The 26834-nt window shown below is 36.6% G+C and carries 27 protein-coding genes; 15 read left to right on the top strand and 12 right to left on the bottom strand.

Annotation, left to right across the window (positions count from 1 at the left end; all coding sequences use genetic code 11):
* The 8 genes from NQ163_RS11380 to NQ163_RS11345 all read left to right on the top strand — a co-directional run.
* Nucleotides 1–450: JAB domain-containing protein (locus NQ163_RS11380; RefSeq protein WP_326493325.1), on the top strand; the 450-nt coding region annotated here is incomplete at its 5' end.
* 271 nt (nucleotides 451–721) lie between these two features.
* Entirely contained in the window at nucleotides 722–1216 is a 495-nt protein-coding gene (locus tag NQ163_RS11375; protein WP_268190446.1) for a flavodoxin domain-containing protein, read from the top strand.
* A 91-nt stretch (nucleotides 1217–1307) separates the two neighbouring features.
* Nucleotides 1308–1937 carry an NUDIX hydrolase gene (locus NQ163_RS11370; protein ID WP_268190445.1) on the top strand — a complete coding sequence of 210 codons (630 nt, stop codon included), beginning with the start codon at nucleotides 1308–1310 and terminating at the stop codon, nucleotides 1935–1937.
* A 176-nt stretch (nucleotides 1938–2113) separates the two neighbouring features.
* On the top strand, nucleotides 2114–2668 hold the full coding sequence (locus tag NQ163_RS11365; RefSeq protein ID WP_268190444.1) for a hypothetical protein: 555 nt from the start codon (nucleotides 2114–2116) through the stop codon (nucleotides 2666–2668).
* A gap of 236 nt (nucleotides 2669–2904) precedes the next feature.
* Complete coding sequence (locus tag NQ163_RS11360) at nucleotides 2905–3318, top strand: DUF2784 domain-containing protein (protein ID WP_268190443.1); 414 nt, start codon at nucleotides 2905–2907, stop codon at nucleotides 3316–3318.
* A gap of 174 nt (nucleotides 3319–3492) precedes the next feature.
* Nucleotides 3493–4698, top strand: a complete 1206-nt coding sequence (locus NQ163_RS11355) for a cation:proton antiporter (protein WP_268190442.1) — start codon at nucleotides 3493–3495, stop codon at nucleotides 4696–4698.
* Between the two features lie 182 nt (nucleotides 4699–4880).
* On the top strand, nucleotides 4881–5552 hold the full coding sequence (locus NQ163_RS11350) for a hypothetical protein (protein WP_268190441.1): 672 nt from the start codon (nucleotides 4881–4883) through the stop codon (nucleotides 5550–5552).
* Nucleotides 5553–5600: 48 nt separating this feature from the next.
* Nucleotides 5601–5981, top strand: a complete 381-nt coding sequence (locus tag NQ163_RS11345) for a hypothetical protein (protein WP_268190440.1) — start codon at nucleotides 5601–5603, stop codon at nucleotides 5979–5981.
* Between the two features lie 2 nt (nucleotides 5982–5983).
* On the opposite strand, the gene NQ163_RS11340 is transcribed toward NQ163_RS11345, so the two are convergent.
* Nucleotides 5984–7321 (bottom strand): MATE family efflux transporter, encoded by a 1338-nt coding sequence (locus NQ163_RS11340; protein WP_268190439.1) that lies wholly within the window; start codon nucleotides 7319–7321, stop codon nucleotides 5984–5986.
* 141 nt (nucleotides 7322–7462) lie between these two features.
* Here NQ163_RS11340 and NQ163_RS11335 point away from each other — a divergent pair, with 141 nt between their 5' ends.
* The 3 genes from NQ163_RS11335 to NQ163_RS11325 all read left to right on the top strand — a co-directional run bounded on the left by NQ163_RS11335 (nucleotide 7463) and on the right by NQ163_RS11325 (nucleotide 9251).
* Entirely contained in the window at nucleotides 7463–8038 is a 576-nt protein-coding gene (locus tag NQ163_RS11335) for a Crp/Fnr family transcriptional regulator (protein WP_268190438.1), read from the top strand.
* Between the two features lie 12 nt (nucleotides 8039–8050).
* Nucleotides 8051–8806, top strand: a complete 756-nt coding sequence (locus NQ163_RS11330; RefSeq protein ID WP_268190437.1) for a hypothetical protein — start codon at nucleotides 8051–8053, stop codon at nucleotides 8804–8806.
* 151 nt (nucleotides 8807–8957) lie between these two features.
* A complete protein-coding gene (locus NQ163_RS11325; RefSeq protein WP_442786026.1) occupies nucleotides 8958–9251 on the top strand; it encodes a two-CW domain-containing protein in 294 nt (97 codons plus the stop codon).
* Nucleotides 9252–9579: 328 nt separating this feature from the next.
* On the opposite strand, the gene NQ163_RS11320 is transcribed toward NQ163_RS11325, so the two are convergent.
* From NQ163_RS11320 to NQ163_RS11310, 3 genes are all read right to left on the bottom strand, one after another.
* A complete protein-coding gene (locus NQ163_RS11320; protein WP_268190435.1) occupies nucleotides 9580–10722 on the bottom strand; it encodes a YibE/F family protein in 1143 nt (380 codons plus the stop codon).
* 90 nt (nucleotides 10723–10812) lie between these two features.
* Nucleotides 10813–12339: an alkaline phosphatase gene (locus tag NQ163_RS11315; RefSeq protein ID WP_268190434.1), complete on the bottom strand. Its 1527-nt coding sequence runs from the start codon at nucleotides 12337–12339 to the stop codon at nucleotides 10813–10815.
* Nucleotides 12340–12431: 92 nt separating this feature from the next.
* Complete coding sequence (locus NQ163_RS11310; protein ID WP_268190433.1) at nucleotides 12432–14336, bottom strand: AMP-dependent synthetase/ligase; 1905 nt, start codon at nucleotides 14334–14336, stop codon at nucleotides 12432–12434.
* Between the two features lie 500 nt (nucleotides 14337–14836).
* Between NQ163_RS11310 and NQ163_RS11305 the strand changes: the two genes are divergently transcribed.
* The gene (locus tag NQ163_RS11305; RefSeq protein WP_268190432.1) at nucleotides 14837–16309 is read left to right on the top strand and encodes an aminotransferase class V-fold PLP-dependent enzyme; all 1473 of its coding nucleotides are present in this window, start codon (nucleotides 14837–14839) and stop codon (nucleotides 16307–16309) included.
* 585 nt (nucleotides 16310–16894) lie between these two features.
* Entirely contained in the window at nucleotides 16895–17860 is a 966-nt protein-coding gene (locus NQ163_RS11300) for a metallophosphoesterase (RefSeq protein WP_268190431.1), read from the top strand.
* A 98-nt stretch (nucleotides 17861–17958) separates the two neighbouring features.
* Here NQ163_RS11300 and NQ163_RS11295 read toward each other — a convergent pair whose 3' ends face one another.
* The gene (locus NQ163_RS11295; protein ID WP_268190430.1) at nucleotides 17959–18333 is read right to left on the bottom strand and encodes a hypothetical protein; all 375 of its coding nucleotides are present in this window, start codon (nucleotides 18331–18333) and stop codon (nucleotides 17959–17961) included.
* 149 nt (nucleotides 18334–18482) lie between these two features.
* Between NQ163_RS11295 and NQ163_RS11290 the strand changes: the two genes are divergently transcribed.
* Nucleotides 18483–19175, top strand: coding sequence for an HAD family hydrolase (locus NQ163_RS11290; RefSeq protein WP_268190429.1), 693 nt, complete (start codon nucleotides 18483–18485; stop codon nucleotides 19173–19175).
* On the opposite strand, the gene NQ163_RS11285 is transcribed toward NQ163_RS11290, so the two are convergent.
* The 7 genes from NQ163_RS11285 to NQ163_RS11255 all read right to left on the bottom strand — a co-directional run bounded on the left by NQ163_RS11285 (nucleotide 19159) and on the right by NQ163_RS11255 (nucleotide 25905).
* Nucleotides 19159–19734 carry a peptidylprolyl isomerase gene (locus NQ163_RS11285; protein ID WP_268190428.1) on the bottom strand — a complete coding sequence of 192 codons (576 nt, stop codon included), beginning with the start codon at nucleotides 19732–19734 and terminating at the stop codon, nucleotides 19159–19161. The genes NQ163_RS11290 and NQ163_RS11285 overlap by 17 nt on opposite strands.
* A 12-nt stretch (nucleotides 19735–19746) precedes the next feature.
* Nucleotides 19747–21078: a DUF58 domain-containing protein gene (locus NQ163_RS11280; protein ID WP_268190427.1), complete on the bottom strand. Its 1332-nt coding sequence runs from the start codon at nucleotides 21076–21078 to the stop codon at nucleotides 19747–19749.
* The gene (locus NQ163_RS11275; RefSeq protein WP_110359209.1) at nucleotides 21078–22058 is read right to left on the bottom strand and encodes an AAA family ATPase; all 981 of its coding nucleotides are present in this window, start codon (nucleotides 22056–22058) and stop codon (nucleotides 21078–21080) included. Before NQ163_RS11275 ends, NQ163_RS11280 begins: the two co-directional genes overlap by 1 nt.
* A 14-nt stretch (nucleotides 22059–22072) precedes the next feature.
* Nucleotides 22073–23260 carry a DUF4350 domain-containing protein gene (locus NQ163_RS11270; RefSeq protein WP_268190426.1) on the bottom strand — a complete coding sequence of 396 codons (1188 nt, stop codon included), beginning with the start codon at nucleotides 23258–23260 and terminating at the stop codon, nucleotides 22073–22075.
* Nucleotides 23261–23264: 4 nt separating this feature from the next.
* Nucleotides 23265–23996: a hypothetical protein gene (locus NQ163_RS11265; RefSeq protein WP_268190425.1), complete on the bottom strand. Its 732-nt coding sequence runs from the start codon at nucleotides 23994–23996 to the stop codon at nucleotides 23265–23267.
* 67 nt (nucleotides 23997–24063) lie between these two features.
* On the bottom strand, nucleotides 24064–24939 hold the full coding sequence (locus NQ163_RS11260; protein ID WP_268190424.1) for a hypothetical protein: 876 nt from the start codon (nucleotides 24937–24939) through the stop codon (nucleotides 24064–24066).
* Between the two features lie 3 nt (nucleotides 24940–24942).
* Nucleotides 24943–25905, bottom strand: a complete 963-nt coding sequence (locus NQ163_RS11255; RefSeq protein WP_120239302.1) for a stage II sporulation protein M — start codon at nucleotides 25903–25905, stop codon at nucleotides 24943–24945.
* A gap of 208 nt (nucleotides 25906–26113) precedes the next feature.
* On the opposite strand from NQ163_RS11255, the gene NQ163_RS11250 reads away from it, so the two are divergent.
* Nucleotides 26114–26830 carry an RDD family protein gene (locus NQ163_RS11250; protein WP_268190423.1) on the top strand — a complete coding sequence of 239 codons (717 nt, stop codon included), beginning with the start codon at nucleotides 26114–26116 and terminating at the stop codon, nucleotides 26828–26830.
* Nucleotides 26831–26834: the final 4 nt, after the last annotated feature.

Raw genomic sequence — 26834 nt, 5'->3', positions numbered from 1 at the left:
GGAACGATCAATCAAACATTGGTTGAGCCAATGGAAGTATTCAGTTTGGCATTGCAAAAAAGAGCGGTTAAAATCATATTGTGTCATAATCACCCAAGCGGAGAACTTACTCCATCCGATTCGGACAAAGACATTACCGACAGATTGATTCAGGTTGGAATTATTGTGAATACAAAGGTGATTGACCATTTAATTATTTCTGACAAGAGTTTCCTGAGCTTTAATGACATTGGTCTTTTAGCTGAGCTGAAAAAGAGCACCAGATATGTTCCAAGTTATGTGCTTGAGCAGAGGATTAGAAAAGAAGCAGCAGATATTGCCAAAAGAAATGAGAAAGTTGAAATCGCAAAGCAATTGAAACGAAACGGGGTTGACGAAGAAACCATTGCCCTATCCACCGGGCTTAGCCTTGAAGAAGTCCAAAAACTAAGAGTAAGAAAAAAACAATAGCCACTTGCTATAGCCTTATTGCGCGGGTTTGGTACTCGTGCTCTGCGTAGCAGCATGCTTTTCTGCCCAATGGCAGAGGTCCGAGCTACAAGCTCGAACCAGCAGGTGGGCTTTTATTTCGTTAAGCTATAAATGCCCATAGATCTGCGGCAATGTTCAAGCATGTTTTATCCTTTATTTATAATTCTTTTGTGATGAAAAATCGACTCTCTTAATAATGTTTTGGTTATTTTAGAAAACAAAAGGATAAAACACTTTTACCTTGGGCATTATGCAGAAAGAAATGAAAACAGGAATCATTTACATATCTAAACATGGAACTACGGAGAAAGTAGCAAGGATAATTGCCGGGAAGCTCAATTCAAATGAAACTCAATTGATAAATTTAAGCAAAGAAAAGATCAAGGATATTGAGACTTTTGACAGGATAATAATTGGGGGCTCAATTCATATGGCTACAGTACATAAAAAAATAAAAAAAACCTGCGAGTCTAACAAAAACATTCTTTTGACAAAAACATTGGGATTGTTTCTATGTTGCATGGAAAAAGGTGAAAAGTCTATTGAGCAATTTGAAAATGCTTTTTCTGAAGATCTTCGAAAACATGCAACAAGTACTGCTCTACCAGGTTATGAATATAATTTAGATAAAATGAATTTTTTTGAAAGAGCACTTGTTCAGAAAATTTCGGGTTCTAAGGAAAATATATCTGAGATTGACTATGACGCAATTTTTAAATTTGTAAATGATTTAGAAAAGGAATAATAATGAACCTCCCGCTGGTGCGCGATTCTATCGTGTTCCATTGCATAAATAGATCTACTAAGGAAGCTGAAGAAATAAACAAACATTAAACATGAACAAGAAAATCCCAGATCATTGGTTAACGATAGCAAAAAGAATAAACTCTATAGCTCAATCGGGATTGACCTTTACCAAAGATAAGTTTGATAGAGAACGGTATACCGAATTGCTCGATTTAAGTATTCAGATTTTAAATCACATTACGGAAATAGACAGAGAGAAATTGAATTTCATTTTTAAGCGTGATATTGGTTACCAAACGCCAAAAGTTGGGATTCGTGCGGTTGTATTTAAAGAAGATAAGATACTGCTTGTAAAGGAACGAATGGATAACAAATGGTGCATGCCTGGAGGATATGCAGATACTGGCTTAACACCAAGCGAAATTGCCATTGTAGAGGTGAAAGAAGAATCGGGTTACGATGTTCAACCCAAAAGAATATTGGGATTAATTGATTATAACAAGCACCAAAACAGACCATTTCCTTTTGATATTTACCAATTGTTTATGGAGTGTGAAATTGTAGGAGGAGAAGCACAGGCAGAAATAGAAACCAGTGATGTGGGATTTTTCGACATTCACAATTTGCCTGAACTTTCGGAACGCAGAGTTACCAAAGAGCAGGTGATTAAAATGTATGAACTGTATCAGAATAAAAACATGGAACCTATATTTGATTGATACCGGGTTTTGCATTACTTTGTTTAATCTCCTGATAGAGCGAGTTTGTAACTCGTGCTCTGCGCAGCAGCATGCTTTTCTGCCCAATGGCAGAAGTCCGTGCTATAAGCTGGAATCAGCAGGGGGAGCACGATGCCATACCCTTCGATTATATGCAATTTTAAATAAAGAAAGAAGTGATACATAAATTAAGTTTAGAACTATCTAAAGAACATCCATCATATTTATGGGCGAAAAAACAATCGGATTCTGTAAATGCTTTAGGGCACATTGGAACACACATTGATTGTTACACCACTTCACCCAAAGAATCGGAATATGAATTAGAAGTGGAATTGATTAGATGCTTTAAGGGAATGCCTGAAATGAATGAAATAGAGAAGAGGAATATTCGAGGTAAAGCTTTAATTCTCTATACAGATATCTTAAATAAATTTGGATATGGTTCCAAAGAATACGGCGAAGCAAATACTTTTCTAAAAGAAACTGTTCTCGATTATATTTTGTCTTTAGAACCAAAATTTATTTTAATCGATTCTTGTGGCATAGGCAATCATGGAGATGAGCATATCAGGTTTGATAAGAAATGTGAGACAAATGGCTGTTTTGTTGTAGAAAACATTTTCATGAATCAGACCATTGCTGAATCAATAAGCAATATCAGAATTAAAATTGACATTAATCATCATTCTACAGGAAAACCATGTGAAGTGTATGCCATGACAAAATAAAAGCGTATATCAGCTGGGACTTGCTATAGTGGCCATTGCATACTCGGATCCCCTGATAGCGCGAGTTTGTAACTCGTGCTCTGCGTAGCAGAATGCTTTTCTGCCCAATGGCAGAGATCCGAGCTACAAGCTCGAACCAGCAGGGGTTATAGATCTTTAAATACTAATCGGCATTATACCTCAACCATTTTTTAATTAAGATGGTATAACTTGTATGGCAAACTGAAGCAAGCAGCATGGAAAATCTAAGTCATAGCAGTTTAATGTTTCTGGATTACTTTTTTTTGGTATTCCATTCCCTCTATTGCCTGTTTGCTGTGTTTGGGTGGATGTGGCGAAAAACCCGGTTTGTACACCTAATCACCTCGCTGCTTACCCTGTTTTCCTGGTTGGTTATGGGCATATGGTATGGCCTGGGCTACTGCTTCCTAACCGATTTGCATTGGGATGTGCGCATGGCATTGGGTAATCCTCCAAATTCCAATTCTTACATCTATTTCTTGATTCGGGAAACCACTGGTTTCGATCTTTCTGTCACATTGGTCGATAGGGCCGTTGTACTTGTATTTTCAGCTTGCTTTCTTCTAACAATATCCTTAAATTTAATAGAGTACAAGAAAAAGAGGCAAAATGTTCTAAAGAGAAAATGAGAAGGTCAGTGTACCTTTAATTAGTGAGCGATCAGTTTTCAGAATGAAGCCTTCCAACTTCTTGTGCTAAGCCTAAGTCAATTAATTTTTCGTGAGTGATATGATTCTTGATAGTCATCTTAAGAAACCATTCCGATTTCGATTTTTTTGCGAGACACACTTAAAGTTACATATATGAATTTACTAGTCATTTTGCCTTTTTTTCAGGAGCTGTTAATTTTAATGGTGGTGATTTGGGCTTTCTCTGTTTTGTTACGAAAAGTAGGCATCCCAACCATTATGGGGGAATTGGTAGCGGGAATTTTAATCGGCCCCGCGGTATTGGGCTTAATTGAGCCCAACGAAATTATTGAAGTACTCTCGCAACTTGGCATCTTTTTTATTTTGCTTCATGCAGGTGTGGAAACCAATCCGCGCGAATTTGTAACGGCTCTTAAAAAATCCTTTGGCATTGCATTTATTGGTGCACTCTTTCCTTTTCTAACCTCAATGAGCATTGCCTTGCTTTTTGGATACTCGCTAAAAACTTCTCTTTTTGTGGGAATCAGCTTAACGGCAACTGCTGTTGTTGTAACCCTAAAAATTCTTCAGGATCTCAACCTTACCAACACACGCCTGGCCAGAGTGATTGTTGCCTCCTGTATTATCGATGATTTATTGTCTTTGATATGTTTTAGCCTGATACTATCGGTTGCCAAAAGCGAAAGCATTAGTGCCTTTTCTTTGATGTTGATTGCAGTGAAATCGACTTTGTTTTTTGTGGTTACCATTGTAGCAGGGTACTATTTGTACCCTTTGTTTAAGAATACTTTTCAGCACAGCAGTGGAAAAGGATTTACTTTCTTACTGATATTGGGTTTGGGATTTGGTCTTCTTGCAGAATTGATTGGATTGCATATGATTTTGGGTGCCTATTTGGCTGGATTGTTTTTTCGTGAAGAGGTGGCAAATAAAGAATTGGTGAAGAAGGTTGAGGACCGATTGTATGCCATAGCCTATTCGTTTTTGGGACCTATTTTTTTCATATCATTGGGATTTCACATCACCTTCGAAGCTTTAACCGTTCAGGGGATCATCTTAATGATGTGCCTGGTGATTGGGGTGATCATCATACAGATAATTAGTGCTGGTTCTATGGCAAAATTGGCTCAGTTTTCAACGGTAGAGTCTATTACAATTGGTATTGGAATGACAGGTAGGGCTGAAATGGCTTTTATTCTTGCAGCAATTGGGCAAAAAATGCAGATCCTCGATAATAATCTGTTTTCGATTATTGTGTTCTCAACCTTCATCTTGAACTTCTTTGCAACATTTGGTCTGAAATATTGTGCCGGAGTGATTAAGCGAAATCAGGATAAACAATTTAAAATGCAGATGTAATGCCTTTGTTTTTATTCATATTACTGGCTTTGATTCTCCTGCTGCGAAGAAGGAAATGTTCTTCTTGTGGCCGCAAGTTTATGACTACCATTTTAACATACACTGGAAAAAGAGCTTACTGCAGGCGCTGTAGTTAGCTATCAAAACTTAAACACACACACTATTATATAGATAAACCTATCATGAAAAACCTATTGTTCCTAATCTTATTTGTATTTTTCTTGACACCAAGTTGCGATGAGAAAGAAAGCTCGAATGTAATTCCTTGTACTTTTGTAGATTATTGGTATTACAATGATGAACCTTATTCACTCGGTAAAATGTCTGGTGATTACATATTGCTTGGTGTAGAATCAGTCAATACAATTGAATTGATTGAGGAATTTATTACTTCGAAAACTTACTTTGATCAAGGCTTTGAATACAAAGTGCATGAAGATTCACATTACAGTTATATTGCTTTAAAGCTTTACAAAACGTGCACGTGTGAGGAAATTGCATGGATACTTGAAGATGCTAAAGAAAATTCAATCGTATCTTCTGCACATTATACCATCGAATCAGCCGATTGTGACAATCTCATATTTGAAAAATCTGGAGAAGAATGTGTGTATGCTTACAGTAATTTTTTCCATATAAGAGTTAAAGATCCAAGCGATTTGTCGGATTTAAATCATACACTCTCCGAAACAAATACCTGGATCAAAGAACAGAATGATTTTATGGATAATTGGTTTTCTATCTATACAGATAAAGATTCTCGTGGGGATGCCCTGCAGATGGCAAATTATTTTTATGAAACCGGTTTGTTTGATGCAAGTGAGCCAGATATTTTTCAAATAGTGATAGAGTAGAATTGATAACACAGGAATTCAATTCATATGGATCTTAAAAATTAAACTATGGGAAAGAAAATTTTAATCAGCCTGGGAATTATCGTTCTCATTGTAATTCTTTTTATTGCTGGTGTGAATGCACTTGGATACCATATTTTTAGCAGGACAGACTGTGAGTTATTCAATATCGATAACATTGAGTTGCACACTGGGATTAATATTCCTGCCATCGTAGATTCAGACTGCAAGAGTGATGGTAAAATAAAAGAAGCAAGCTTTACCATCGACACTTCTAAGGTGGATTTAAAAGCTTACTCCTTAAGAAATAACTTTACATGTAAAGATTCGGTTTACCTGAATGAATGGGAGACAGATAAAGCCAAATGGGTTGCCACTTTAAACCAGAAAAGTGGCATTTTAAAAATCAAGATGGAATACAAAGATTAGATCTAAAACCTCTTCAGCAAATATTTGTATCGCAATTGGAACAGGGTACAGCAAATGGATAATCCCACCGGAAAGCCAAACCAAATTCCTACTGCACCAAAGCCCCATACAAATGCCGATAGGTAGCTAAAAGGCAAGGAAATTACAAAGTAGGATACAAAGGTGATGATTACCGGAATGCGAGCATCGGCAAATCCTCTGAGTGTTCCTGCCAGTACAATCTGAATGCCATCAACCAACTGAAAAATGCTGCAAACAATTAGCATTTGTGCTGCCAGGTTAATCACCGTGTGGTTGTTGGTAAACATCAGTGGCAAAATGTTTCGAGCACCTATAAATACAAGCATTAAAAGTGCACAATACAGGTACATAAGATGCATAGCGGTTTTGGTGGCTCTTTTAATTCCATGGCTGTTGTTCTCACCCTTGTAATGGCTCACGCGTATGGTGGTTCCGGCTCCCAATCCCTGGTAAATCATGAAACCAAGTGTTGAAAGGGTAATGGCAACCTGGTGGGCAGCCAAGCCTATTTCGCTTACCCATCCCATCATAATGGCGCACAATCCGAAAGCACTGGCTTCCATAACCAATTGCCCACCCAATGGAATTCCCAGTTTCACAACCTGCAGGCATTTGTTCCAACAAACCTGGCTTTGCTGGTGAAGTTTTACAAAGAATTTGAACTTCTCATTTCTATGGAAGAGTACAATAAAAGCTATTGCCATAAATGTTCTGGCCATCAAGGTTCCAATTCCGGCACCAATAAGACCCAGTTCCGGTAAACCCATTTTCCCATACATAAACATGTAGTTTCCCACGATATTGATTAAGTTGGCCCAAAGCATAATTTTCATGGCGGTTTTGGTATCACCAACCCCTTCGGCAAACTGTTTAAACCCGTAAAATATCATCATGGGTATCACCGATATCATAAGAATCGCCAAATAGTCCTGTGATGCTTGCAAAATGGATTCTGGTTGTCCCATGTGTGGAATCAGAAAATACAGAATCAGCAATACAACAGCCAAGGCCACGCCCATTAATGTGTTGGCCATGAGTCCGTTTTTAATCCATGATCCTATGGAATCATAGTCCTTCTCGCCATAGTTTTTTCCGATTAATGGGGTAAGTGCAAAAGAATAACCCATTCCAAATATCAAGACAAGGCTAAACAGGGTGTTGGTAAAGGATGCAGCTGCAAATGGAGTGGTTCCCAATTGACCAATCATCACATTATCGATTAAACCAACCGTAATTTGTCCGGCCTGTGCAATAATAACCGGTATACTCAGCGCTAGTGTTTTTTTATATTCGGTGGAATGTTGCTCCCAAAATTTCATAGTAAGTCTTAAATTGATTTTTGTATTGATACTGATTTCTCATTAAGGAAATTCAGCTTTCTGATTTTCCGGCTGCAAATATATTTCGGTCAAAAGGCAAATTGCTTTACATTTGTTAAGTCAGAATCAAAAAAAGTTTTTATGAGAAATGCGATTTCCGCTATCGATAGGTATTACAAACTGTCAGCTCAGAGCAAAGAATTAATTATTCAGGAATTTGAAGAGATTCACATGAAGAAAGGAGAGGTGTTAATTCATGAAAACATTCGTTCTCCTTATCTGTTCTTTATTGAAAAAGGAGCCGTCAAGAATCATTATATCGATGAGAAAGGAAACAAGAAGGCCGTTTGGTTCGGATTTGAAGGTCATATCTGTTTTTCTTTGAACTCATACATTGATATGAATTACATTCACGAGACTACAGAATTACTGGAAGACAGTTTCTTTTACCGGGTGAAAATAAATCATGTAAAAGCATTGTTTAAAGATCATTGTGACTGGGCCAATTGGGGTCGATGCTTTATGGAAAGTGTTTTTATCAATACGGTTCATGAGCTGGATGAATTTAAATCGCTTACCACCAAAGAAAAATACATTAAATTGATTGAAGGCAATCAGAATGTAAAGGAGAGGGTTCCGCTAAAAGATATCGCTTCCTACCTGGGTGTGTCCCCGGTAACCATTAGCAGGCTGAGAAAAGAATTGAATGAGCTTTAAAATTTGAAAGGCATGCATAAAACCTATCACATCCTAAACGGAGATTGCTTAAAAGAGATGTTACCCAAAAACATCAAGGGAGAATTGATTGTAGCTCGCGAATGTTTGGTTGATGGAGATGTAAGTGGAGAAACACTGGATGAGCTATTGCAGGTCAGGGCCAAGTTTATCTGTAGCCAGTATCCTGTATTTAGCGAAGAAGACTATCATCAGGGAACTTCGGCAGAGCTGAAAAAGATGTTGGAGATAAATGACGAGGATGAGGTGAACCTTTGGTTCGAAGATGATCTGTTTTGCCAGGTGAATTTTTGGTTTTGTTTGAATCTTCTGTTCGAGAATGGTAAAAAGCAGAACATTTTCCTGCTTCGTCCCAATAAAGGCAAGGAATACAATTTTGGCAGAATGAAGCAGGAGGAGCTTTCAGTGGCTCATGAAAATAAAGTGTCCATCAATTCCAGAGCCTTGGTGCAGATGTCCAAATTGTGGAGAATGTATCAGCATAAAGATTGGACAGCTATGCTTGAGATTGCTGATCAGTTAAAAGAAGAATTTCCGTTTTTACTTCCTGCTGTAAATGCACAAATTGATCGCTTGTCAAAGGAAAAGTATGAAGGCAGACCAAAGGAAAGTTTGCGTAAAATCATGAGTGAATTGAAAACCACCGAATTTGCTCCCCTGTTTAAGGAGTTCTGCAAAAGAGAAGAAATCTACGGTTTTGGCGACTTTCAGGTGCGTTGCCTGCTCAATGAAATCCTAAAAAGCAAATAGATTCTGTCTTATCACTGATAAATCTTTTAAAACAGGTGAAAAAGATCTTTATCCAAATAAACTCTCAATTGGTCAAGAGTGCATTCTTAGAGTGAATCAAAGCAGTATTGCCTCCGTAACATATAGCAGGAAACCAGTATTTAAATTATCTATGAAAAATTGTTGGGAAATCATGAAGTGCGGAAGGGAGTTGAACGGAGCGAAAGTGCATGAGTTGGGAGTGTGCCCTGCTGCACTTCCCAGCGAATTTGACGGGGTTAACAATGGAGCCACGGGAGGTCGGTTTTGTTGGGCCATATCCGGAACTCTATGTGAAGATAAAGTGAATGGTACTTTTGCTCAAAAATTTGAAAGTTGTTTTAAATGTACCTTTTTTAAATATGTACAAGACCAGGAAGAGCGAAGCTTTTGTGTAACTCCTGAACAAGCCCGAAAAAAATATTAACCTGAGTTCGATTATAAATATGGTCACAGTTTGAATTGATTTTGAGTAGAAATTTCCTCAAATTTTCGAATGAATATCGGGATATTTTGAGGAATTTTTAAAGTAAAGATTGGATGAAGATGACTTTCTGTGGCATCTATTTTTAACCGAACTCAATTTATTAGAAACTACTCACAAGCTATAAAACCCAAGAGATAAAAAGAAGTAAGACCTTCCTTTTGTCTCTTTTTTTTGAAAGTCTTAAATAGAGAAAAAGTAGAAAAGTTGTAAAATTCCAAAGTCAATTCTATTTACTCATTTAAAGAGATAAGGAAGAGCGGATGAAAGACTAATGATTTTTAGTCCTTCTCGTGAAAACCCAGGAGCCAATAATTGCAGTAAAAGGCGCTACCAATACCAGCCCAAAACTACCAACCAGGGTGTGAAGGATTTCTCCCGATACATAGTTCAGATTTAAAATGTTAATCATGGGAGTACCCTGTGCAATAAATACCATTAACAAGGCTGAAAAACCACCTGAATAGGCAAGAAGAAGGGTAGTTGTCATGGTTCCTACAACTGCTTTTCCAACTTCGAAACCCGAACGGCGCAATTCTTTTCTGCTAATTCCTTTGTTTGCCTGGTATACTTCGGCTTGTGATGCTGAAATGTCCATGGCAATGTCCATAACTGCACCCGAAGAAGAGATGAAAATCCCGGCAAGGAAAATTTCAGTAAGATTCAGGTAATTGTATCCCGAATAAAGCAAGGTTTCGGAAAATGGTTTAATGGCACCATGAATGTTAAAAAGCGTACCAAACAGTATGGCCATAATACAGGTAACGGCAACTCCACTCATTGCCCCTAAAAATGCACTTAAACCTTTTTTGTTGGTTCCTGCTACCAGAAATATAATTACCGATGTTAGCAAGGCTACAATGGCCAAAGAAAGAGGGATAGGAGGGTAGCCTTTTAGCAATCCCGGCAGCAATAATTTCCATATGGCAATGCCAGCAAACATAAAGGATAGCATGGCTTTAATTCCTGTCCATCCTGCAAAAGCCACCAAAATAATTACGAACAGCGCCAAAAGAAAAGCTTCCAATCGAATGCGGTAATGATCTACCACCGTGGCATTAATAATTTTTGAGTTATCCTCGTTTAAATTAAGCACGGTAAGAGTTTTGTCTTTGGGCAGAAAGAATTTGTCGAATTCCATTCTTCCCACCAACTGATTAAAAGCGGTTAGCTCTGCTCCCTTAAACTTCCCGTTTAGGATTCTGATTTTTAAGCTTTGTGTACCTGTTTTAATAATACCCGTTTCAACAATTAAACTGTTATCGGTTTCTAAAACTAATGCCCTAACACGCGTTGTGTTTTTGTCTGCCTGCGTTTCAAAACCATTTGGAAGCAGTACGATTATAGAGCTAAGTACAATTAAAAGTACAATTAGAATTAAATCGGATTTTTGTGGAATGCTGAATTTAAACATATGGCAAAGTTAGGAGATAGTCGAAAAGTCGAAAAGTCAAAAAGTGGAAAAGTAGAAAAGTAAAAGCCCCGCAATTGCGAGGCTTGTAAATTATTTGTTCTCTATTAATTTCATTAAGTTTTTTGGAACGTCGGTATTGTCGAAGAATCCGATAAACAAATCGGATCCAACACCAATGGAACGAATTGGAATTGGTGCCGCTGTGTGAGAAAAAGATGTCCAACCAATACCTGCTTTTTGTGATAAAATATGACACGCCGTTGTTGTGAGTGGATCGTAACTACCATACAACAAGTAAAACTGATCGTCTTTCTTCATTTTCTTGTTGTAGTTCATGCTTTTATCGAATGCAGTTTTTAGTTGCTGCATCTCGAATTCACTTAACTCCAATCCTTTTTCAGCATCTCCTAAACCAAAGTGTTTCTTCACCAATGCCAAACCATCTTCTACTTTGTAATTTCCTTTGTTGTTCTTTTTGTAATCAGAAATCAAGTTTGAGAAACTTTCGTACGATAGGTTTTGGTGTTGAAGTATCGCAAAGTCTGAGTGGTAATGACTACCAGAAAATCCCAAAGCCATTCCACCAGTTTCGTGGTCACCAGCAACTATAATCAAGGTTTCTTTAGGGTGCTTTTTGTAAAAGTCTAAAGCAACGGAAACAGCATTATCAAACTGAATTACTTCCTGAATTACGGTAGCAGCATCGTTGGCATGACAAGCCCAGTCGATTTTACCTCCTTCAACCATCATGAAGAATCCTTTTTTGTTGTTTAGCAATTCGATTCCTTTTTCGGTAAATTCGGCAAGAGAGATATCTGATTTTCCATTTTGATCGATGAAATAAGGAAGAGATTTTCCGCCAACCAATTTTGGTGCAATACAGATTACCTTATCATCGCCTTTTTTTAGTTTGTTGAACTCTTTAACCGAGTTAACAAATTCATATCCTCTCTTTTTGGCCAATTCGATTGAATTTGGCAGTTTGTTTTTTAGATCAACATCTTCTCCCATTCCAAAGTTGGCCATGATGTTTTTACTATCAACTTTGCCATCGCCTTCAGGATGCTTGATGCCTCCACCTGCAAAGTAGTTAAAACCACTTTTACTTAGATCTAAACTAATATTGTAATACATGCTTCTTGTAGGCTGGTGTGCATAGAATGAAGCAGGAGTAGCATGATCCAGTGAAACAGAAGTTACAATTCCTACCTTGTAGCCTTTATCTCTGGCCATTTCGGCAATGGTTTGCAAAGGTTTTTGTCTTTTTGCATCCATACCAATTGTACTAATAGATGTTTTTACTCCGGTTGAAAGAGCAGTTCCTGCCGCTGCAGATCCTGTAATAAATCTGTCGGAAGCATAAGTGGTGTAAAAACCTTGCTTTGGTAAGGTGTTTAGTTTTAATTTTTGGATTCCATTGGTGTTGTTGATGGCTCCCAAATAGGCTTCAGCCGTGTTGGCTTGCGATAAGCCCATACCATCTCCAATAAAATAGAAAATGTATTTTGGAGATTCCCCCTGATAATTATCTCTTTCGCTAGGTTGTGCAAAAACATTGCTAAAGCAGAATGTTAAAGCAATAATCAAGCTAATGGTGATTGGTTTTAATCGTGTCATGTTTTTGGTTTAAAATTTTTTTCAAAACTATAAAAAAACATTTATCTGTAATGGTTTTAAATAGTAAAAGAAAGTTAAATCTATATTAGATTTTATTTCATGCGTTCAATACTTTGTCTGTTTTTCTCGTTAAAGAAGTTTTTGCCTTCAGGAGAATACAAATGGTCTACATACTCTTTGAAATAGGCAATCACCTTATCGCGAACTACTTTCATGGTTGAGTTCAGCAACTTGTTCTCTTCGGTAAATCCTTCAGGCAATATGGCAACTGCAGTAGGCAACCATCGATGCGGGAACATTTCCTCGTATTTTCCACCTGGACGATATTCGTTCATTTCTGCCTGCAATAAATCCAAGGCAGCTTTCTGGCCATCTTCCGTATCCGGGCTTAAGTTTTGCTCCTTCAGTTTGGCTACAATTGCCGCTTTGTTCGGAACAACAAGTGCAATGGTATAAGGGTCCTGATTGTTATACAAGATACACTGATCCATCAATGGCGATTGATCAACAAAAGCTTCCTCGATTCCCTCAGGACTGAATTTTTCACCGTCATTTGCAATTAGCAAAGACTTGAATCGTCCCAGTACATGCAAGAAACCATCTTTGTCCATATAGCCCATATCGCCAGTGTGTAACCATCCATCTTTTAGTGTTTCTGCTGATGCTTTCTCATTTTTCCAGTAACCTTTCATTACGTTACCGCCTTTTATTACAATCTCACCTTTCTGGCCAACAGGTAGCGCATTGCCATCATCATCACAAATTTTCAGGTCCATATTGCTAACCAAAAATCCCGACGAACCCAACTTGTGCTTGTGATGGGCATTTGATGAAATAATAGGAGAGGCTTCTGATAATCCGTACCCCTGGTACATTGGAATGCCAATAGCATAAAAGAATTTCTGCAATTCGATATCCAGAAGAGCACCGCCACCCACAAAGAATTTTAAGTTGCCACCAAAGTTCTCCCTGATTTTCGAGAACAATATCTTATCGTAGAACATGTACATTGGCTTCAGGAACATTCTGCTTCCCTTGCCTTTGTTCCAACCATGATCGTTGTATTTGTATGCCAGGTTCAAGGCTTTGTTGAATAATTTCTCAACCTTTGGACCTTTGGCTTTAATTCCTTTCTCGATGTTCTTTTTGAAGTTCTTTGCCAGTGCAGGAACACTCATTAAAATATGAGGCTTAATTTCCTTGATGTTTTTAGGAATGTTTTTTAGTGCCTCCATTGGCGATTTGCCTTGTTGCACGGCAGCAATGGATGCTCCTTTTAGCATGAAGCTATAGATTCCTGCAGTATGAGCAAAAGAATGATCCCATGGTAAAATCAACAAGGTTTTGTAATGCTCAGGAATGTGCATTAAGCTCGACGATTGAATTACATTGCTGGTGTAATTGTTGTGCGTTAGAATAATTCCTTTAGGATCGGCAGTTGTACCCGAAGTGTAGGAAATATTTGCATTGTCATCGGCTTGTATCTCTTGTTGAATTTTATCTAAATCCTTTTTCTCATTTTCAACAAGCATTTCACCCAGGTTCATAATATCCGAAAGAAAAATTTCAATGCCATCCACCTCAACATCTTCATCAATTACAATGATTTGCTTCAAAGTTTTGATTTCATCCTTAATCAAACGAATTTTTTCGAGATGATTTTTTGATACAATAACGTATTTTGCTTCGGAGTGAATTAGTCTGAATTTTAATTCATTTTGAGCGTCTAGTTTCACAGATAAAGGAACATTTACTGCACCAGCAAATAATATTCCCAGTTCTGAAAGAACCCAGGCATTTCTTCCTTCCGACAAAAGACCAATTCTATCTCCTTTATCAATGCCGGAAGCATACAAACCATAGGCTAAAAACTTAACTTGTTTGTATAGCTCCTTATAACTTAGTGATTCATATTTCTCACCTGTATGTTCCCACAAATATGGATTGGATCCATATTTTTTTACGCTTTCTTCAAAAAGTTGAATTATTGTATTCATCGATATATTATGTCAGTCTGATGTATAATGAATTAAGAAAGCCAAAAGTAATCGATTCGGGAGGTCAAAACAAATTATCCCATTTAAATTTAGTCCCGATTGAGGGGATTCATGTTCAATTCCTATGCGATTTGCTTTCAGGAATGGCTTTGCCAATACTTTTTGGAATGGATTGAAACTAGAAATTAAGCGCTGTTAGTTGTGAGAGGTCGGTGGAAGATTAAATATTGTATTCCTAAAGGTTTTTGTATGCTTTTAAGTGGGTGGAATGGTCATTCTTCTATGTTATTGTTCATTTTGATTGGTAATTAAGGATGATTCTAATCTTTTAAACCCTTAAAAAAAGCTGATATTTCTTCTTGTTTTTGCAGGTGCAAATATCTATTTTGAAACCGATTATCAAAAAAACAATAAGATTAATATTTGATTTTCGTTTTCACCCAAAACAAAATAAAGATTGTCTTAAAGAAAGAAACCTAAAAAAAACCAAGCCTAACCCAATGAGTAGTTTAGAAAAATATTTTAAAAAGTTTCGAAAGAACACAGTTGGTTACGATGCCAGCTTTTATTCTCCTTTTGGAAAGCAAAAGATCGTATATGCCGATTGGATTGCCAGTGGACGTTTGTACGCTCCTTTGGAAAAGAAGATGTTAAAAGAGTTTGGCCCTTATGTAGCCAACACGCATACGGAAACCAACGAGACCGGAACTTTAATGACTCAATCTTACCATCGAGCTCAGGAATTAATCAAAAAACATGTTAACGCAGGCCCTGATGATGTAATCATTCATGCAGGATTTGGGATGACAGCGGTTGTAAATAAACTGCAACGCATTCTTGGACTTAAGGGATGTGGAATGATTGGCAGATATCAATGTCAAAAAGAAAGGGAAAAGCCTGTGGTTTTTCTGACTCATATGGAGCATCATTCCAATCAAACTTCCTGGTACGAAACGAATGTTGATGTGGTAGTAGTTCCTCCAGGTGATGATTTAACCATTAGTTTGGATAAGCTGAGAGCCGAGTTGGAAAAATATAAGGATAGAGAGATGAAAATTGGTTCATTTACTGCCTGTTCCAATGTAACTGGTATTGTTACGCCATATTACGAGATGTCTAAAATTATGCATGAATATGGTGGCATTTGCTTTATCGATTTTGCTGCATCGGCACCATATGTTGATATTGATATGCATCCTGCCGATCCGAAAGCAAAGCTGGATGGAGTTTTCTTTTCACCACATAAATTCCTGGGAGGTCCCGGATCATCAGGAGTAATGATTTTCGATTCAAAACTGTACAATTGTGAGGTGCCCGACAATCCGGGCGGAGGAACGGTTGATTGGACAAATCCCTGGGGAAAATACAAGTTTGTTGATAATATTGAAGCTCGTGAGGATGGTGGAACACCAGGTTTTCTTCAAGCCATTCGTACCGCTTTGGCAATTGAGGTGAAGAACCAAATGGGCACCAAGAATATTGCAGATAGAGAAGAAGAGCTTTTAGATTTGGCTTTTGGTAAATTAAAGGCTGTTAAAGATGTTCATGTCCTTGCCGATAATGTTCAGAAAAGGCTCGGTATTCTTTCATTTTACGTAGAGTACATTCATTACAATTTGTTGGTGAAGTTATTGAATGATCGATTTGGAATTCAGGTAAGAGGAGGTTGTGCATGCGCCGGTACTTATGGGCATTATTTGTTGGAAGTAAGTCAGGAACAATCGGATGCCATTACCAATGAGATTACTTCTGGTGATTTATCGCATAAGCCTGGTTGGGTGCGTTGGTCTTTACATCCAACTACTACAAACAAGGAGGTGCTTTATTTTATCGACTCTTTGGAGAAGGTAATCGAAAATTATGAGGAGTGGAAAAATGATTACACTTACAATCGTAAGGTGAATGAATTTTACTACAGTGGGGATAAGAATGTTAAGAAAAAAATAGAAGTGAACGGTTTATTTGATCTGTAAACCAGAGTTTCTTTAAAATATTGGTTCTATATGGAATTTAGTGGAGAACTAAATCGATCATTAATTTTAAAAAAATCCTATAATTCTTTAGTTTAACTTTACTCTGCTCAAGCCGCAAGGCTCTTACTTTTTCCATTGATGAAAAAGTAAACAAAATCCCGATAGCTATCGGGACTAGGGCGTGTAAGCTCAAACTACTTATACTTGAAAAATTTAAGTGCGACGGCGTGATCTTCTCCCGATTATGATTTTTGTTGCATTTGCTTCTCAAATGCTTACAAAATCTATTTCGGGATCAGCTTCACCTCCCGATAGCTATCGGGATTACTAAAAATTTTTCTGCGTCTAATTAGCTTGACCTTCCAATGCCCACATTGGTCACTGCAACAAAGTAAAGGTAGTTATTGATAATTTTATAGAATTACCTACTGTAAATCATACAGAGCCAAAATATTTAATGCTTATCCGGTTTTCGGATAAGCATTTTTTTTTATTTTAAGTTGTAGATTCGGATTCTTTATTCATTCTCTCCCCAAAAATCATCTTCAAAATTATAAATGTACAAATACAAATATTTTTATATTTTTGGTAAAGATTAACCAATCAGATGAAAAAGTGTACGATATAATAGGAGACATTCACGGAGAGGCGGAAACACTAAAGAAACTGTTAAAATTCTTGGGATATACCAAAGGAGAATTTGGATATTCACATCCTGAAAGGAAGGCTGTATTTGTTGGCGATTTTGTAGATAGGGGACCTGAAATTTATAAGACTTTGAGCATTGTGATGAAGATGGTGACATCGGGAAATGCTTATGCGGTAGTAGGAAATCATGAGTTGAATGTTTTGGCTTATTATACAAAAGACAATGATGGTGTATTTTTACGCGATCATAACCTAAAGAACAAGACGCAAATCAAAAAAACCTACGAAGAGTTTAAGCTTGACAAGGTAAAACGTAAGAAATATCTGAAATGGCTGCGTTCTCTTCCTATTTTCCTGGAGTTGGATGGGTTCAGAGTGGTTCATGCTTCATGGGACGATGAAGCTGTTGAGATTATAAAGAAAGAAAATCCTGAAAACAGACTTAGCAAGAAGTTTTTAAGAAGAATCTATTTTGAACGTGGTAAAGTATTTAGTGCTTTAATGTTATTGCTAAAGGGCAGGGAGTTTAATATGCCCGACGATATGGTTCTGAAAGATGGTTATGGCTTTAAGCGTACTGCCTATAGAATAAAATGGTGGGAACCTATGCAAGGAAAGGGCTTTGAGGATATTTCCTTTGGGAATAAATTTAAACTTCCCAACTACACCATTCCACGCGAACTTTGTTATGACATTCCTCTTTATCCTAAAGATGAATTACCAGTGTTTTTTGGGCATTACTGCCTAAATGGGAAAGCAGGTGTAATTCGTGACAATCTTTGTTGTGTTGATGGATGCATTGCAAATGGAGGCATAATGGTGGCCTATCGATGGAATGGCCAGGCACTGGATTCCAAGAACATCGTAAAAATTGAAAAGGCAAAGAAAGTAGAGAGTTTATAACCATTGTGAAAATATATGAGCCACTGCTTCGCATGCTCACACTGCCTAACATTTTCTACATCGGCATTATACTATTTTCTACAATAGCTCATTAAATATTACTTGCCCATTTTCTTTGAATAGATTAAGAATAAGATTCCTGAAAATGACAAGGGAATCAGAATTAGGAATACCGCCCAACTCATGGTATCAATAAATCCATATAGAGCAATTGCTATACTGCTTACGATCATGATGTAGGCGCTGATTTTTATTTTCCAGAAGGAGAGAAGAAAGCCAGCGCCATAAATCATTGCAAGTGCATAAAATACAAAAATCCAGAATTCGGTATATTCAGATTTGGTGTCAAGGATTTCGATGAATTCCGGAACCATAAACAATAGAAAAACTCCGGCAATACAAAATCCTATGATCCTGGCGATCAGTAGAAAAAATCGCGAGGGATGATCTTGGTAATTCATTCTTCTTTCCATAATTCTATTTTGAATTGGTGAGAAAAATAGTAATGCTTTGCAGATACAATTAAAAGTAATCAATTGTTAAGATAAAGTCAAGCCAAGTAATTTGGAGTTGGATTTTATGGGATTGTTCGTAATTTCGCACAAGATTAAATACTTCTTTTATGGATAAGATTAAGGTGATTGGCTTTGATGCAGATGATACATTATGGGTTAACGAACCATATTTTCGTGAAACAGAAATGAAATTCTGTGAGTTGTTAACCAATGGAATGAGTCTGGATGAGGTAACAAAAGAGCTTTTCAAGATTGAGATTGGGAACATTCCTTTGTACGGATATGGCACAAAAGCTTTTATTTTATCGATGATCGAAACGGGCTTAAAAATTACCAATGGCAATCTATCTCCAGAAAAAGTACAAGCGATTTTGGAATTGGGGAAGGAACAAATTAATAAACCTGTTGAGCTAATAGATGGGATAGAATCCGTTTTAAAATCCTTGTTTGGAAAATATCGTTTGATTGTAGCCACAAAGGGAGATTTGCTCGATCAGGAACGCAAGCTTAAAAAATCAGGATTGCTAAAATACTTTCATCACATCGAGGTGATGAGTGATAAACAGGAAAGTGATTACGAGAAACTAATCAAGCATCTGGACATTGAACCAGAGGAGTTTTTAATGGTTGGGAATTCCTTAAAATCAGATATTCTGCCAGTATTGCACTTGGGAGGAAAGGCTGTTCACGTACCCTTTCACACTACCTGGGTACACGAAATGGTTGAAGAGGAGGAAATTTCCAATTCAGACTTTCAAAAAATCGAGAAGATTGAAGAATTGATTAGTTGCGTTTTATAGATAGGATTTTAACGCGTTTGCTCAGCATTTGTCCCTGGTCTTTTTGTGTTTGGATTTTTTTGACTACATCCATTCCTTTGGTAACTTTACCAAAAGCAGCAAAACCTTGTCCATCGGGGTTGCGCATTCCGCCAAAGTCCAGCTCTGGTTGATTGTCAATACAAATAAAAAACTCGGTACTTGCAGAGCCGGGTTCTAATCTGGCCATGGAAATTACTCCATTGGTATGCAAAATACCAGTTTCTTTGGTGGTTTCATGTTTTATGCTAGGCAGCTTATCCACGATTGAATCATGGAATAAGCCTCCTTGTATTACCTGAATCTTTATATCATTGTTCGGCTGATTGTCCAATCTGACAACACGGTAAAAACAAGCATCTTTAAAAACATTTCCATCAATATTTTGCATGAAATGTTTGGCCGTAATGGGCGCTTTGTCCTCATATATTTCCAATTCAATTTCACCCAAATCAGTATCAATTGTAAGGGTTGGGTTTTGCGAATTGCAAGCAAATACCGTTAGCACAAAGGCAATAATAATGATGCTATATTTTTTCATGGCTGTGAGAAATTAAATCAAACCTCTGGATTTCAATTCCAAATATTTATTTAAACTATTTACCGTTAGATCTTTTGGATCAGTTAATATCGTATGAATACCATACTTTTCCAACTCTTTTGCAATTAGTTTTTTATCGAATAAGAACTTTTCTCCAATGGTTTTTACGTAAATATCTTCAATGCTATCAGCTGTTTTTTTGGTCATTTCTTCAATTTCCGAATTGTTAAAGAAAATCACAACCAAAAGATGATCTTTAGCCAAGCCCTGTAAATAGGGAAGTTGCCTTTTCATGGAATCCAAACTTTCGAAGTTCGTGTACAGCATAAGCAAACTTCGGCCTCTAACAAAGTGCTTCACCGATGAATAAAGCAGTTCGTAATTGGGTTCCGGATAATCGGTTTCCTGGTTGTACAAAACCTCCATGATTTTCTTTACCTGGGTTCTTCTTCCTCCTGCACGAATATTAGAATGAACATTTTTACCAAAGCAAAGCAAACCTGCCTTATCGTGTTTTAAAATTGCAGTGTTCGATATTACCAAGCTTGTATTTATGGCATAATCCAACAGGCTAAGTCCATAAAAAGGCATTTTCATGGATCTGCCACAATCAATAATCGAATAAACAGGCTGAGCCTTCTCATCCTGGTATTGATTTACCATGATCTGTGATTTTCTTGCCGTTGCCTTCCAGTTAATGGTTCTGTAATCATCTCCTTTTACGTATTCACGAATCTGATCGAACTCCATTTGATGCCCAATTCTGCGAATTTTTTTGATTCCAAAATCTGTTAATCGGTTCGAAATTGCCATCAGTTCGTATTGGCGCATTTGCATGTATGAAGGATAACAAGGAATCATTTCCGAATTACCCAACTTAAACCTTCGCTTGATGATTTTTAAGAATGAATAGGCATAAACATTAATTACTCCAAAGTGATATTCTCCGCGACTTAATGGTCTGAGCGAGTAATTAAGCATTTTTTCTTCTCCTGCTTTTAGTGATAGCGAATAGATAAAATCTCTCTTTTGAAATTGAATTGGAATTTCATCAATCAAATCAATGTTAACTGTAAAACTGTAGTTGTGCTGTAGCTTAATCTGAATCGGATTTTCATCTCCATTCGATAATTTTTCAGGACAAATTCGTTCTGCCTGAACAGCGTCTTTAGTTCGATACAACAGAAGAATATCAAAGCCCAAAGCGATTACAAAAAACAGGCAGGCTAATTTTGCTATGGTGTAAAGTACTGGGATAAAAAAGCCCAATACGGATATCACGGCAATAGCGCTAATCAGCCAGTAGAAAAAAGGATGTAGGTATAAAGATTTAATAAACTTCATTATCGTGGGATTTCAATACCTTCCAAAATGTGATGAATGATTTCCTTTGGTTTAATTCCTTCCATTTCCTTCTCAGGGGTTAAAATTAAACGATGATGTAAAACTGGAGCAACAATATTTTTGATATCGTCAGGAGTCACAAAATCGCGTCCATGAATGGCTGCGAAAGCCTTGGCTGCTGTCATTACCGAAACCGATGCACGAGGAGAGGCTCCTAAAATAATTCCAGGATGATTTCTGGTCTTTTGAACAATCTGCACAATGTATTTTCTCAGGTTTTCATCGATGTGAATGGACTGAACTCTATCTTGCATTTCTTTAATTTGATCAGCAGATATTACCTTGTTTATGATTTGAGTTTCTAAAGCTCCTCTTCGTTCGTGTTTGGTTTCAAGTATGCTTAATTCTTCCTCTTCGCTTGGATATTCGAACTCAACTTTCATTAAGAATCGATCCAGTTGTGCTTCAGGCAATCTATAGGTTCCTTCCTGTTCAATTGGATTTTGTGTTGCCAATACCCAGAATGGTTCACCCATTTTATAGGTGTTTCCATCAATACTCACCTGGTATTCTTCCATTACCTCAAACAGGGCCGATTGAGTTTTGGCAGGAGCACGGTTGATCTCATCAATCAACACAATGTTCGAGAAAATAGGACCTTGGTTGAATTCAAATTCCGATTTGCTCATGTTAAAGATGGTAGTTCCCAAAACATCCGATGGCATTAAATCAGGTGTAAACTGTATTCTTGAAAAATCAGAACTGATTGCTTTTGCCAATAGCTTTGCCGATAAAGTTTTTGCAATTCCGGGAACACCTTCAATTAAAATGTGCCCTTTAGAGAATAGACCAACAAGTAGTAGGTCTATGTTTTTTTCTTGTCCAACAATTACTTTTTGGATCTCAAACTTAATTTGATTGATTAGCTGATTTAATTCACCTAAATCAATTCTATTTTCGAATTGTGTGTTTCTTTCCATATGATGTGATTGTCTTATTTGCAATGATTATAGATGTATTCAATTTTGGAGTGGAAATCTTCCAAGCCCTCCTGAGTTAAATGTGTTAATGTTTCAATTGATTTGGATTGATCGAACAGCATTTGCAATGTTTTTTCCGGCAAGCCTGATCGACTGCTCAATTCTTTGATGTTTTCCTTCTTGAATTCGATGTGATATCGAGATCGAATGAATTCTTTAAAGTATTTGAGTTTCTTATCCGCAATATCTTTGTGGTTTTTCTTTGTGTAATACAAGGAACCTAATGTTTGAATAAATTCAAGAGATGTATTTCTCAAGGGTTCAATTATGGGAACAATTCTCTGTTGTCTTTTCCCTTGAAACAGAAGTAAGAATATCAGACAGAAAAACAAAAGGTAAAAACCCAATTTTAATGGCGGATGGGTTAATAGGTACCTTAGTGGCGAACTGTGTCTTAATGCTCTTGTTGGTTTGTAATACTCATCCCAAACAACTGATTGGTTAGGAAGGTAGCTAAAAGCCCCGGCAATGTAATCTGCATTATTAGCTTCAACCACGTTGTAATTGGTAAATGCCAATGGTTGGCAGCTATAAAAGATATTTCCTTTGCCAAATTGTTTTTTAATAAATTGGATGTTCTTATCTACATCTCTTCCCAGTACAATTAAACTGTCTCTGTTAAATTTTTCAATGCTTACAACATCAAAAGCCTTTTCGTATTTGTATTTTTTATTTAAGGAAATGTTGTGGTTTTCCAATTTTTGAATGCGTATTGTTTTTCCAAGATTGGAAAACATTACATTGGGTGTAAGGCTAAGCTCAAGTGTATCTGCTAAGGGATGACTAATTGATGATGCTGCAATAAAAATTTGATTTCCATTCTCAGCAAGCTTCACCAACTTATCGACGTCCCATTTTTGCATTTCCAGATTATTGCTAATGAAAATGTAGTTCTTAAGAGGATCTGATATCTTGCTTTCGGGATAATTAAAAACTGGAACTGTTTTGAATTCTACTTCTTTATTTGGAAACAAATCTGTTTTAATCAGGTCCATTAAAAGATAGGAGCCAAAAGGCCTTTTGTCATCAGAATTGAAGCTTTGTGTCCAGTCAATTGGTGTTGGAGCAAATAGTTCAACAAGAAACAGCAATATCAAGATGACGATAAACGGATAAGTTGATTTGGGAATTATCAGTTTCATTTTATTAGTTTCTTGTATTAAACAATGAGTTAAATTTTTCGAAATCCTGCCCAATTAAGGCATATTCGTCTTGAATTATCGAAAAGTTTCCATACCAAACAGCTTCGTACAGATTGCTTAGCTTATTAAAGTCTGTTTTTACTTGCTGGTCTTTTATTTCCTTGATGTAATCGTAATTGGTTTTTTCGGCCTTCCAGTTGATGAAATTGTTTTTACTAAGTGATTTTAAAGAGGATAAAAACTGGTAACGAACGGCAAGTCGGTATTCCCCCATTTTTACAGCTTTTGCAATTTCCTCTTCCCAATTCACACTTTCAGGATTTACATCATCGGCAAATGGAATATTAATAATTTTTTGATGCGGACTGAACAGTCCACTGGAGTTGCTTTTGATAATAATGTATATGAGAAGAATTAATAATCCGCCCAGAATTATATATCGTAAAAACCATACTACTCCAAGGCTTTTAACTAAAAATACATACCATCGGTTCAGCATCAAGCGAATTTTATCGAATAAGCTGAGGTTTTCAACTTCAGAAAATTCGTAGTTAAATTCCTTTTGTTGGCGATAGTTCTCAATTCTACTTTTAGAAATGTCTTTTTTATAAATCTCTACTTGACCTTTATCAAGAATTAAAGTATCTGCCTCATTGGCTTGGGCAGCAAAGAGTTTGGTTCCCGATAATATCAGGAACCAAGTTATTATAATTAATATTCTAAACGGGCTATTCATCTGTTTATAATTAGATATTTTAGGCCAGATGGTCCCGATAACTATCGGGATTACCAATTCTAAATAATTATTTAGAAATGGATGTTTCATTATTACCAACAGTTTCCAAATCCTTTAATAAAGCCGGGCTTTGTCTTTTCTCTATTAAATTAAAATATTGCATTGCAATGGCGGTTAAAGGCAAAACTTGTATAAGAGCATATCCAATTCCCTGTATCATTGAAAATAAGATCAGTAAGGATTTACTTGGTGTCATTGCATCACCACTGACAATAAATATGGTGCTTGTTAATTGATAAATGGTTGATGGAAGTTGGAACACGAAATTTAATGCAGAACTAATCAATCCCATAACGAAAAGAACGGCAAAAGTATTCCACCAATTGTTCTTAATCAGATTAAAGCAACCGCTAATGGCATTTCCCACACTTTCCTCCTCGAAAACAATGATTGGAACAACCAGGCTAATACAAATTGTAACGTAAATTCCTGGGATGATAAAAAGAACAAATCCAACAACGGCAATTATTGCAGATAAAAGTATTGCGCCAAAAATTGTTGGAACATTGCTTAGCATGGCTTTCCCAACTTCATTTACCTCAAAGTTATCAGCTCCTTTGTCGCGATATAACTTAATGTACTGCATTACAAAGGCAACCGCTACTGTGTATGAAATCAGCATGAAAAAGTAGGAAGCTATTGTTGAATAGATAACAGTAGAAGATGAATAATTTGGACTTATTCCTGAACCGTTTCCCATTGAGAGCAGGGTTTCATATTGCAATAAACCCAAAATAACACCATGCAGTAAACCAAATGGTACCACATAGTACAGCATTCCTTTTAATAAGTTTTTGAAGTTGTACTTTATAAAAAGGAAAGTGTCACTAAAAAGAAGCCCAAAATCTCTTACCTTTTCAAGTCTAAAATTCTCTGTAGTCATTTTTTAAAATTTATGTTGATTCTTATATACTCTAACGGGATTTATTACAAAATACCAAATGATAAATGAAAAGGAACTGATGATTATTGCCCAACTCAGGACCATTGGCATATTGGTATGTCTGGTTACGAAACCTTCCAAAAAGCCTGCAACTATGAATATTGGAAAGATTCCAGCAATAATTTTCACACCTTTTCTAACTCCAATTTGTATGGATGTCTTTCGAGGTAGAGTTCCAGTAAATATCAAGCTATTTCCCAAAACGATACCTGCAGCACCAGCAATTACAATTACCGATATTTCTAGGGCTCCATGTATCCAAATTACCCGGGTCGATTCCCAAAATAAATCGTGTCGCACAAAGAAGTAGGTAAAACTGCCCAGCATAACGCCATTTGAGAATAACACATATCCAGTTCCGAAAGCAGTAAAAATTCCCAGTACAAATGCCATAATGGACACCTTTACATTGTTAATTGTGATACCCAGAAACATTAAGGTTTGTCCATGTTGTTTGTAAACTGCCATTGGATCATTCTTTTCAATGTTGTTCAAAGTCATGTTTACATAGTCATCTCCTAAAATGGTTCGAACAAATGCTTGATCACCTCTTGAAGATAAAACACCAATTAGAACAGATACCGAGAAAATTAAAAAAGCATACAGCAATTGCTTTCTAATATCATATAATGTTAAAGGAAGCTCGGTAGTCCAAAAATTTCTGAATGCTCCTTTTTTTGCCTTTTTGTTCTTGTAAATTTGTTGGTGAACACGCATACTTAACTGATTAAGATATGCAGTAGTTGAAGACTTGGGGAAAAATGTTCTGGAGTACGATAAATCATCAGTAATTTGGATGTATAAATTTGCCAAAGTATCTGGATTACTTTCTGATTGATCTTTAATTAATTGCTCAAATTTTTCCCATTTATTTTTATTTCGATTAAGAAATACAATTTCTTTCATAAATATTAGAGCCAATAATCTGTGTTAGATCGCTAAAGTTATTTTAAATAGTTTAATAAACAAAAGCTGTTTATTGATTATTTACATCTTATTTATTTAAGTTGTAGAAAAACAATGGTCTATAAAGTCTGTTTAATAAATTATGCTTGTAAATTTTCATCTTTTGTTTGCGATAGGTATATTCGTTCTGTATTAAACAAAACTACCTATGTCTAAAATTGGAATTGAAACGACTCAGAATGTACAATTAAATTTCCCACTGGCGAGTGTGGGGGAGAGAATTGCAGCTTACCTGCTTGATGTATTATTTATTGGTGTTTGTGTTTTTTCAACAGCCATGGTAGTTGGTCTTTTGGGAGAGGAATTTGCAATAGGCTTTGTTTTTTTGGTACCAATTTTATTTTATAGTTTACTTTTTGAAACCTTTATGAATGGGCAAACTCCTGGTAAGCGTATCATGAAGATAAAGGTTTGTAAGATCGATGGAGATGCTCCTGGATTTATTCACTACCTAATTCGATGGATGTTTCGTTTGGTAGATATTGGAATAACCAATGGTGTTGCAGCTATTCTTACCATTGTAATTGGGGAAAAAGGCCAAAGACTTGGAGATATTCTTGCTAAAACAACCGTGGTTAAAACAAATCATACCATGAAACTTAGCAATACCATATTATCAGAGGTACCAGATAATTACCAATTGATTTTTCCTGAATCAAGAAAAGTTGTGGATAAAGATTTGGAACTTTTCAAAAGAGTGATACAACAACTTAAAACCATGGACGACCCTGTAGAAAAGTTGACTTTTGGATTAAAAGCACGAGCAAAAGTGATGGAGCAATTGGGCATGAAAACAGAAATGCCACCGGAACAATTTTTCCAAACCTTAATCGATGATTATAACTTTATTCATAAGAACGTATAAATCA

Source organism: Marinifilum sp. D737, assembly GCF_026672275.1.
Lineage (GTDB): Bacteria > Bacteroidota > Bacteroidia > Bacteroidales > Marinifilaceae > Marinifilum.
Note: the sequence above shows the minus strand (reverse complement) of the source record. Positions and strands in the feature narration are given on the sequence as shown.

Bases quoted from the DNA above. Each gene is read 5' to 3' on its own strand.
- NQ163_RS11375 (WP_268190446.1), top strand. From the start codon at position 722: ATGCAGAAAGAAATGAAAACAGGAATCATTTACATATCTAAACATGGA.
- NQ163_RS11370 (WP_268190445.1), top strand. From the start codon at position 1,308: ATGAACAAGAAAATCCCAGATCATTGGTTAACGATAGCAAAAAGAATA.
- NQ163_RS11360 (WP_268190443.1), top strand. From the start codon at position 2,905: ATGGAAAATCTAAGTCATAGCAGTTTAATGTTTCTGGATTACTTTTTT.
- NQ163_RS11355 (WP_268190442.1), top strand. From the start codon at position 3,493: ATGAATTTACTAGTCATTTTGCCTTTTTTTCAGGAGCTGTTAATTTTA.
- NQ163_RS11350 (WP_268190441.1), top strand. From the start codon at position 4,881: ATGAAAAACCTATTGTTCCTAATCTTATTTGTATTTTTCTTGACACCA.
- NQ163_RS11345 (WP_268190440.1), top strand. From the start codon at position 5,601: ATGGGAAAGAAAATTTTAATCAGCCTGGGAATTATCGTTCTCATTGTA.
- NQ163_RS11340 (WP_268190439.1), bottom strand. From the start codon at position 7,321: ATGAAATTTTGGGAGCAACATTCCACCGAATATAAAAAAACACTAGCG.
- NQ163_RS11335 (WP_268190438.1), top strand. From the start codon at position 7,463: ATGAGAAATGCGATTTCCGCTATCGATAGGTATTACAAACTGTCAGCT.
- NQ163_RS11330 (WP_268190437.1), top strand. From the start codon at position 8,051: ATGCATAAAACCTATCACATCCTAAACGGAGATTGCTTAAAAGAGATG.
- NQ163_RS11325 (WP_442786026.1), top strand. From the start codon at position 8,958: ATGAAAAATTGTTGGGAAATCATGAAGTGCGGAAGGGAGTTGAACGGA.
- NQ163_RS11320 (WP_268190435.1), bottom strand. From the start codon at position 10,722: ATGTTTAAATTCAGCATTCCACAAAAATCCGATTTAATTCTAATTGTA.
- NQ163_RS11315 (WP_268190434.1), bottom strand. From the start codon at position 12,339: ATGACACGATTAAAACCAATCACCATTAGCTTGATTATTGCTTTAACA.
- NQ163_RS11310 (WP_268190433.1), bottom strand. From the start codon at position 14,336: ATGAATACAATAATTCAACTTTTTGAAGAAAGCGTAAAAAAATATGGA.
- NQ163_RS11305 (WP_268190432.1), top strand. From the start codon at position 14,837: ATGAGTAGTTTAGAAAAATATTTTAAAAAGTTTCGAAAGAACACAGTT.
- NQ163_RS11295 (WP_268190430.1), bottom strand. From the start codon at position 18,333: ATGGAAAGAAGAATGAATTACCAAGATCATCCCTCGCGATTTTTTCTA.
- NQ163_RS11290 (WP_268190429.1), top strand. From the start codon at position 18,483: ATGGATAAGATTAAGGTGATTGGCTTTGATGCAGATGATACATTATGG.
- NQ163_RS11285 (WP_268190428.1), bottom strand. From the start codon at position 19,734: ATGAAAAAATATAGCATCATTATTATTGCCTTTGTGCTAACGGTATTT.
- NQ163_RS11280 (WP_268190427.1), bottom strand. From the start codon at position 21,078: ATGAAGTTTATTAAATCTTTATACCTACATCCTTTTTTCTACTGGCTG.
- NQ163_RS11275 (WP_110359209.1), bottom strand. From the start codon at position 22,058: ATGGAAAGAAACACACAATTCGAAAATAGAATTGATTTAGGTGAATTA.
- NQ163_RS11270 (WP_268190426.1), bottom strand. From the start codon at position 23,260: ATGAAACTGATAATTCCCAAATCAACTTATCCGTTTATCGTCATCTTG.
- NQ163_RS11265 (WP_268190425.1), bottom strand. From the start codon at position 23,996: ATGAATAGCCCGTTTAGAATATTAATTATAATAACTTGGTTCCTGATA.
- NQ163_RS11260 (WP_268190424.1), bottom strand. From the start codon at position 24,939: ATGACTACAGAGAATTTTAGACTTGAAAAGGTAAGAGATTTTGGGCTT.
- NQ163_RS11255 (WP_120239302.1), bottom strand. From the start codon at position 25,905: ATGAAAGAAATTGTATTTCTTAATCGAAATAAAAATAAATGGGAAAAA.
- NQ163_RS11250 (WP_268190423.1), top strand. From the start codon at position 26,114: ATGTCTAAAATTGGAATTGAAACGACTCAGAATGTACAATTAAATTTC.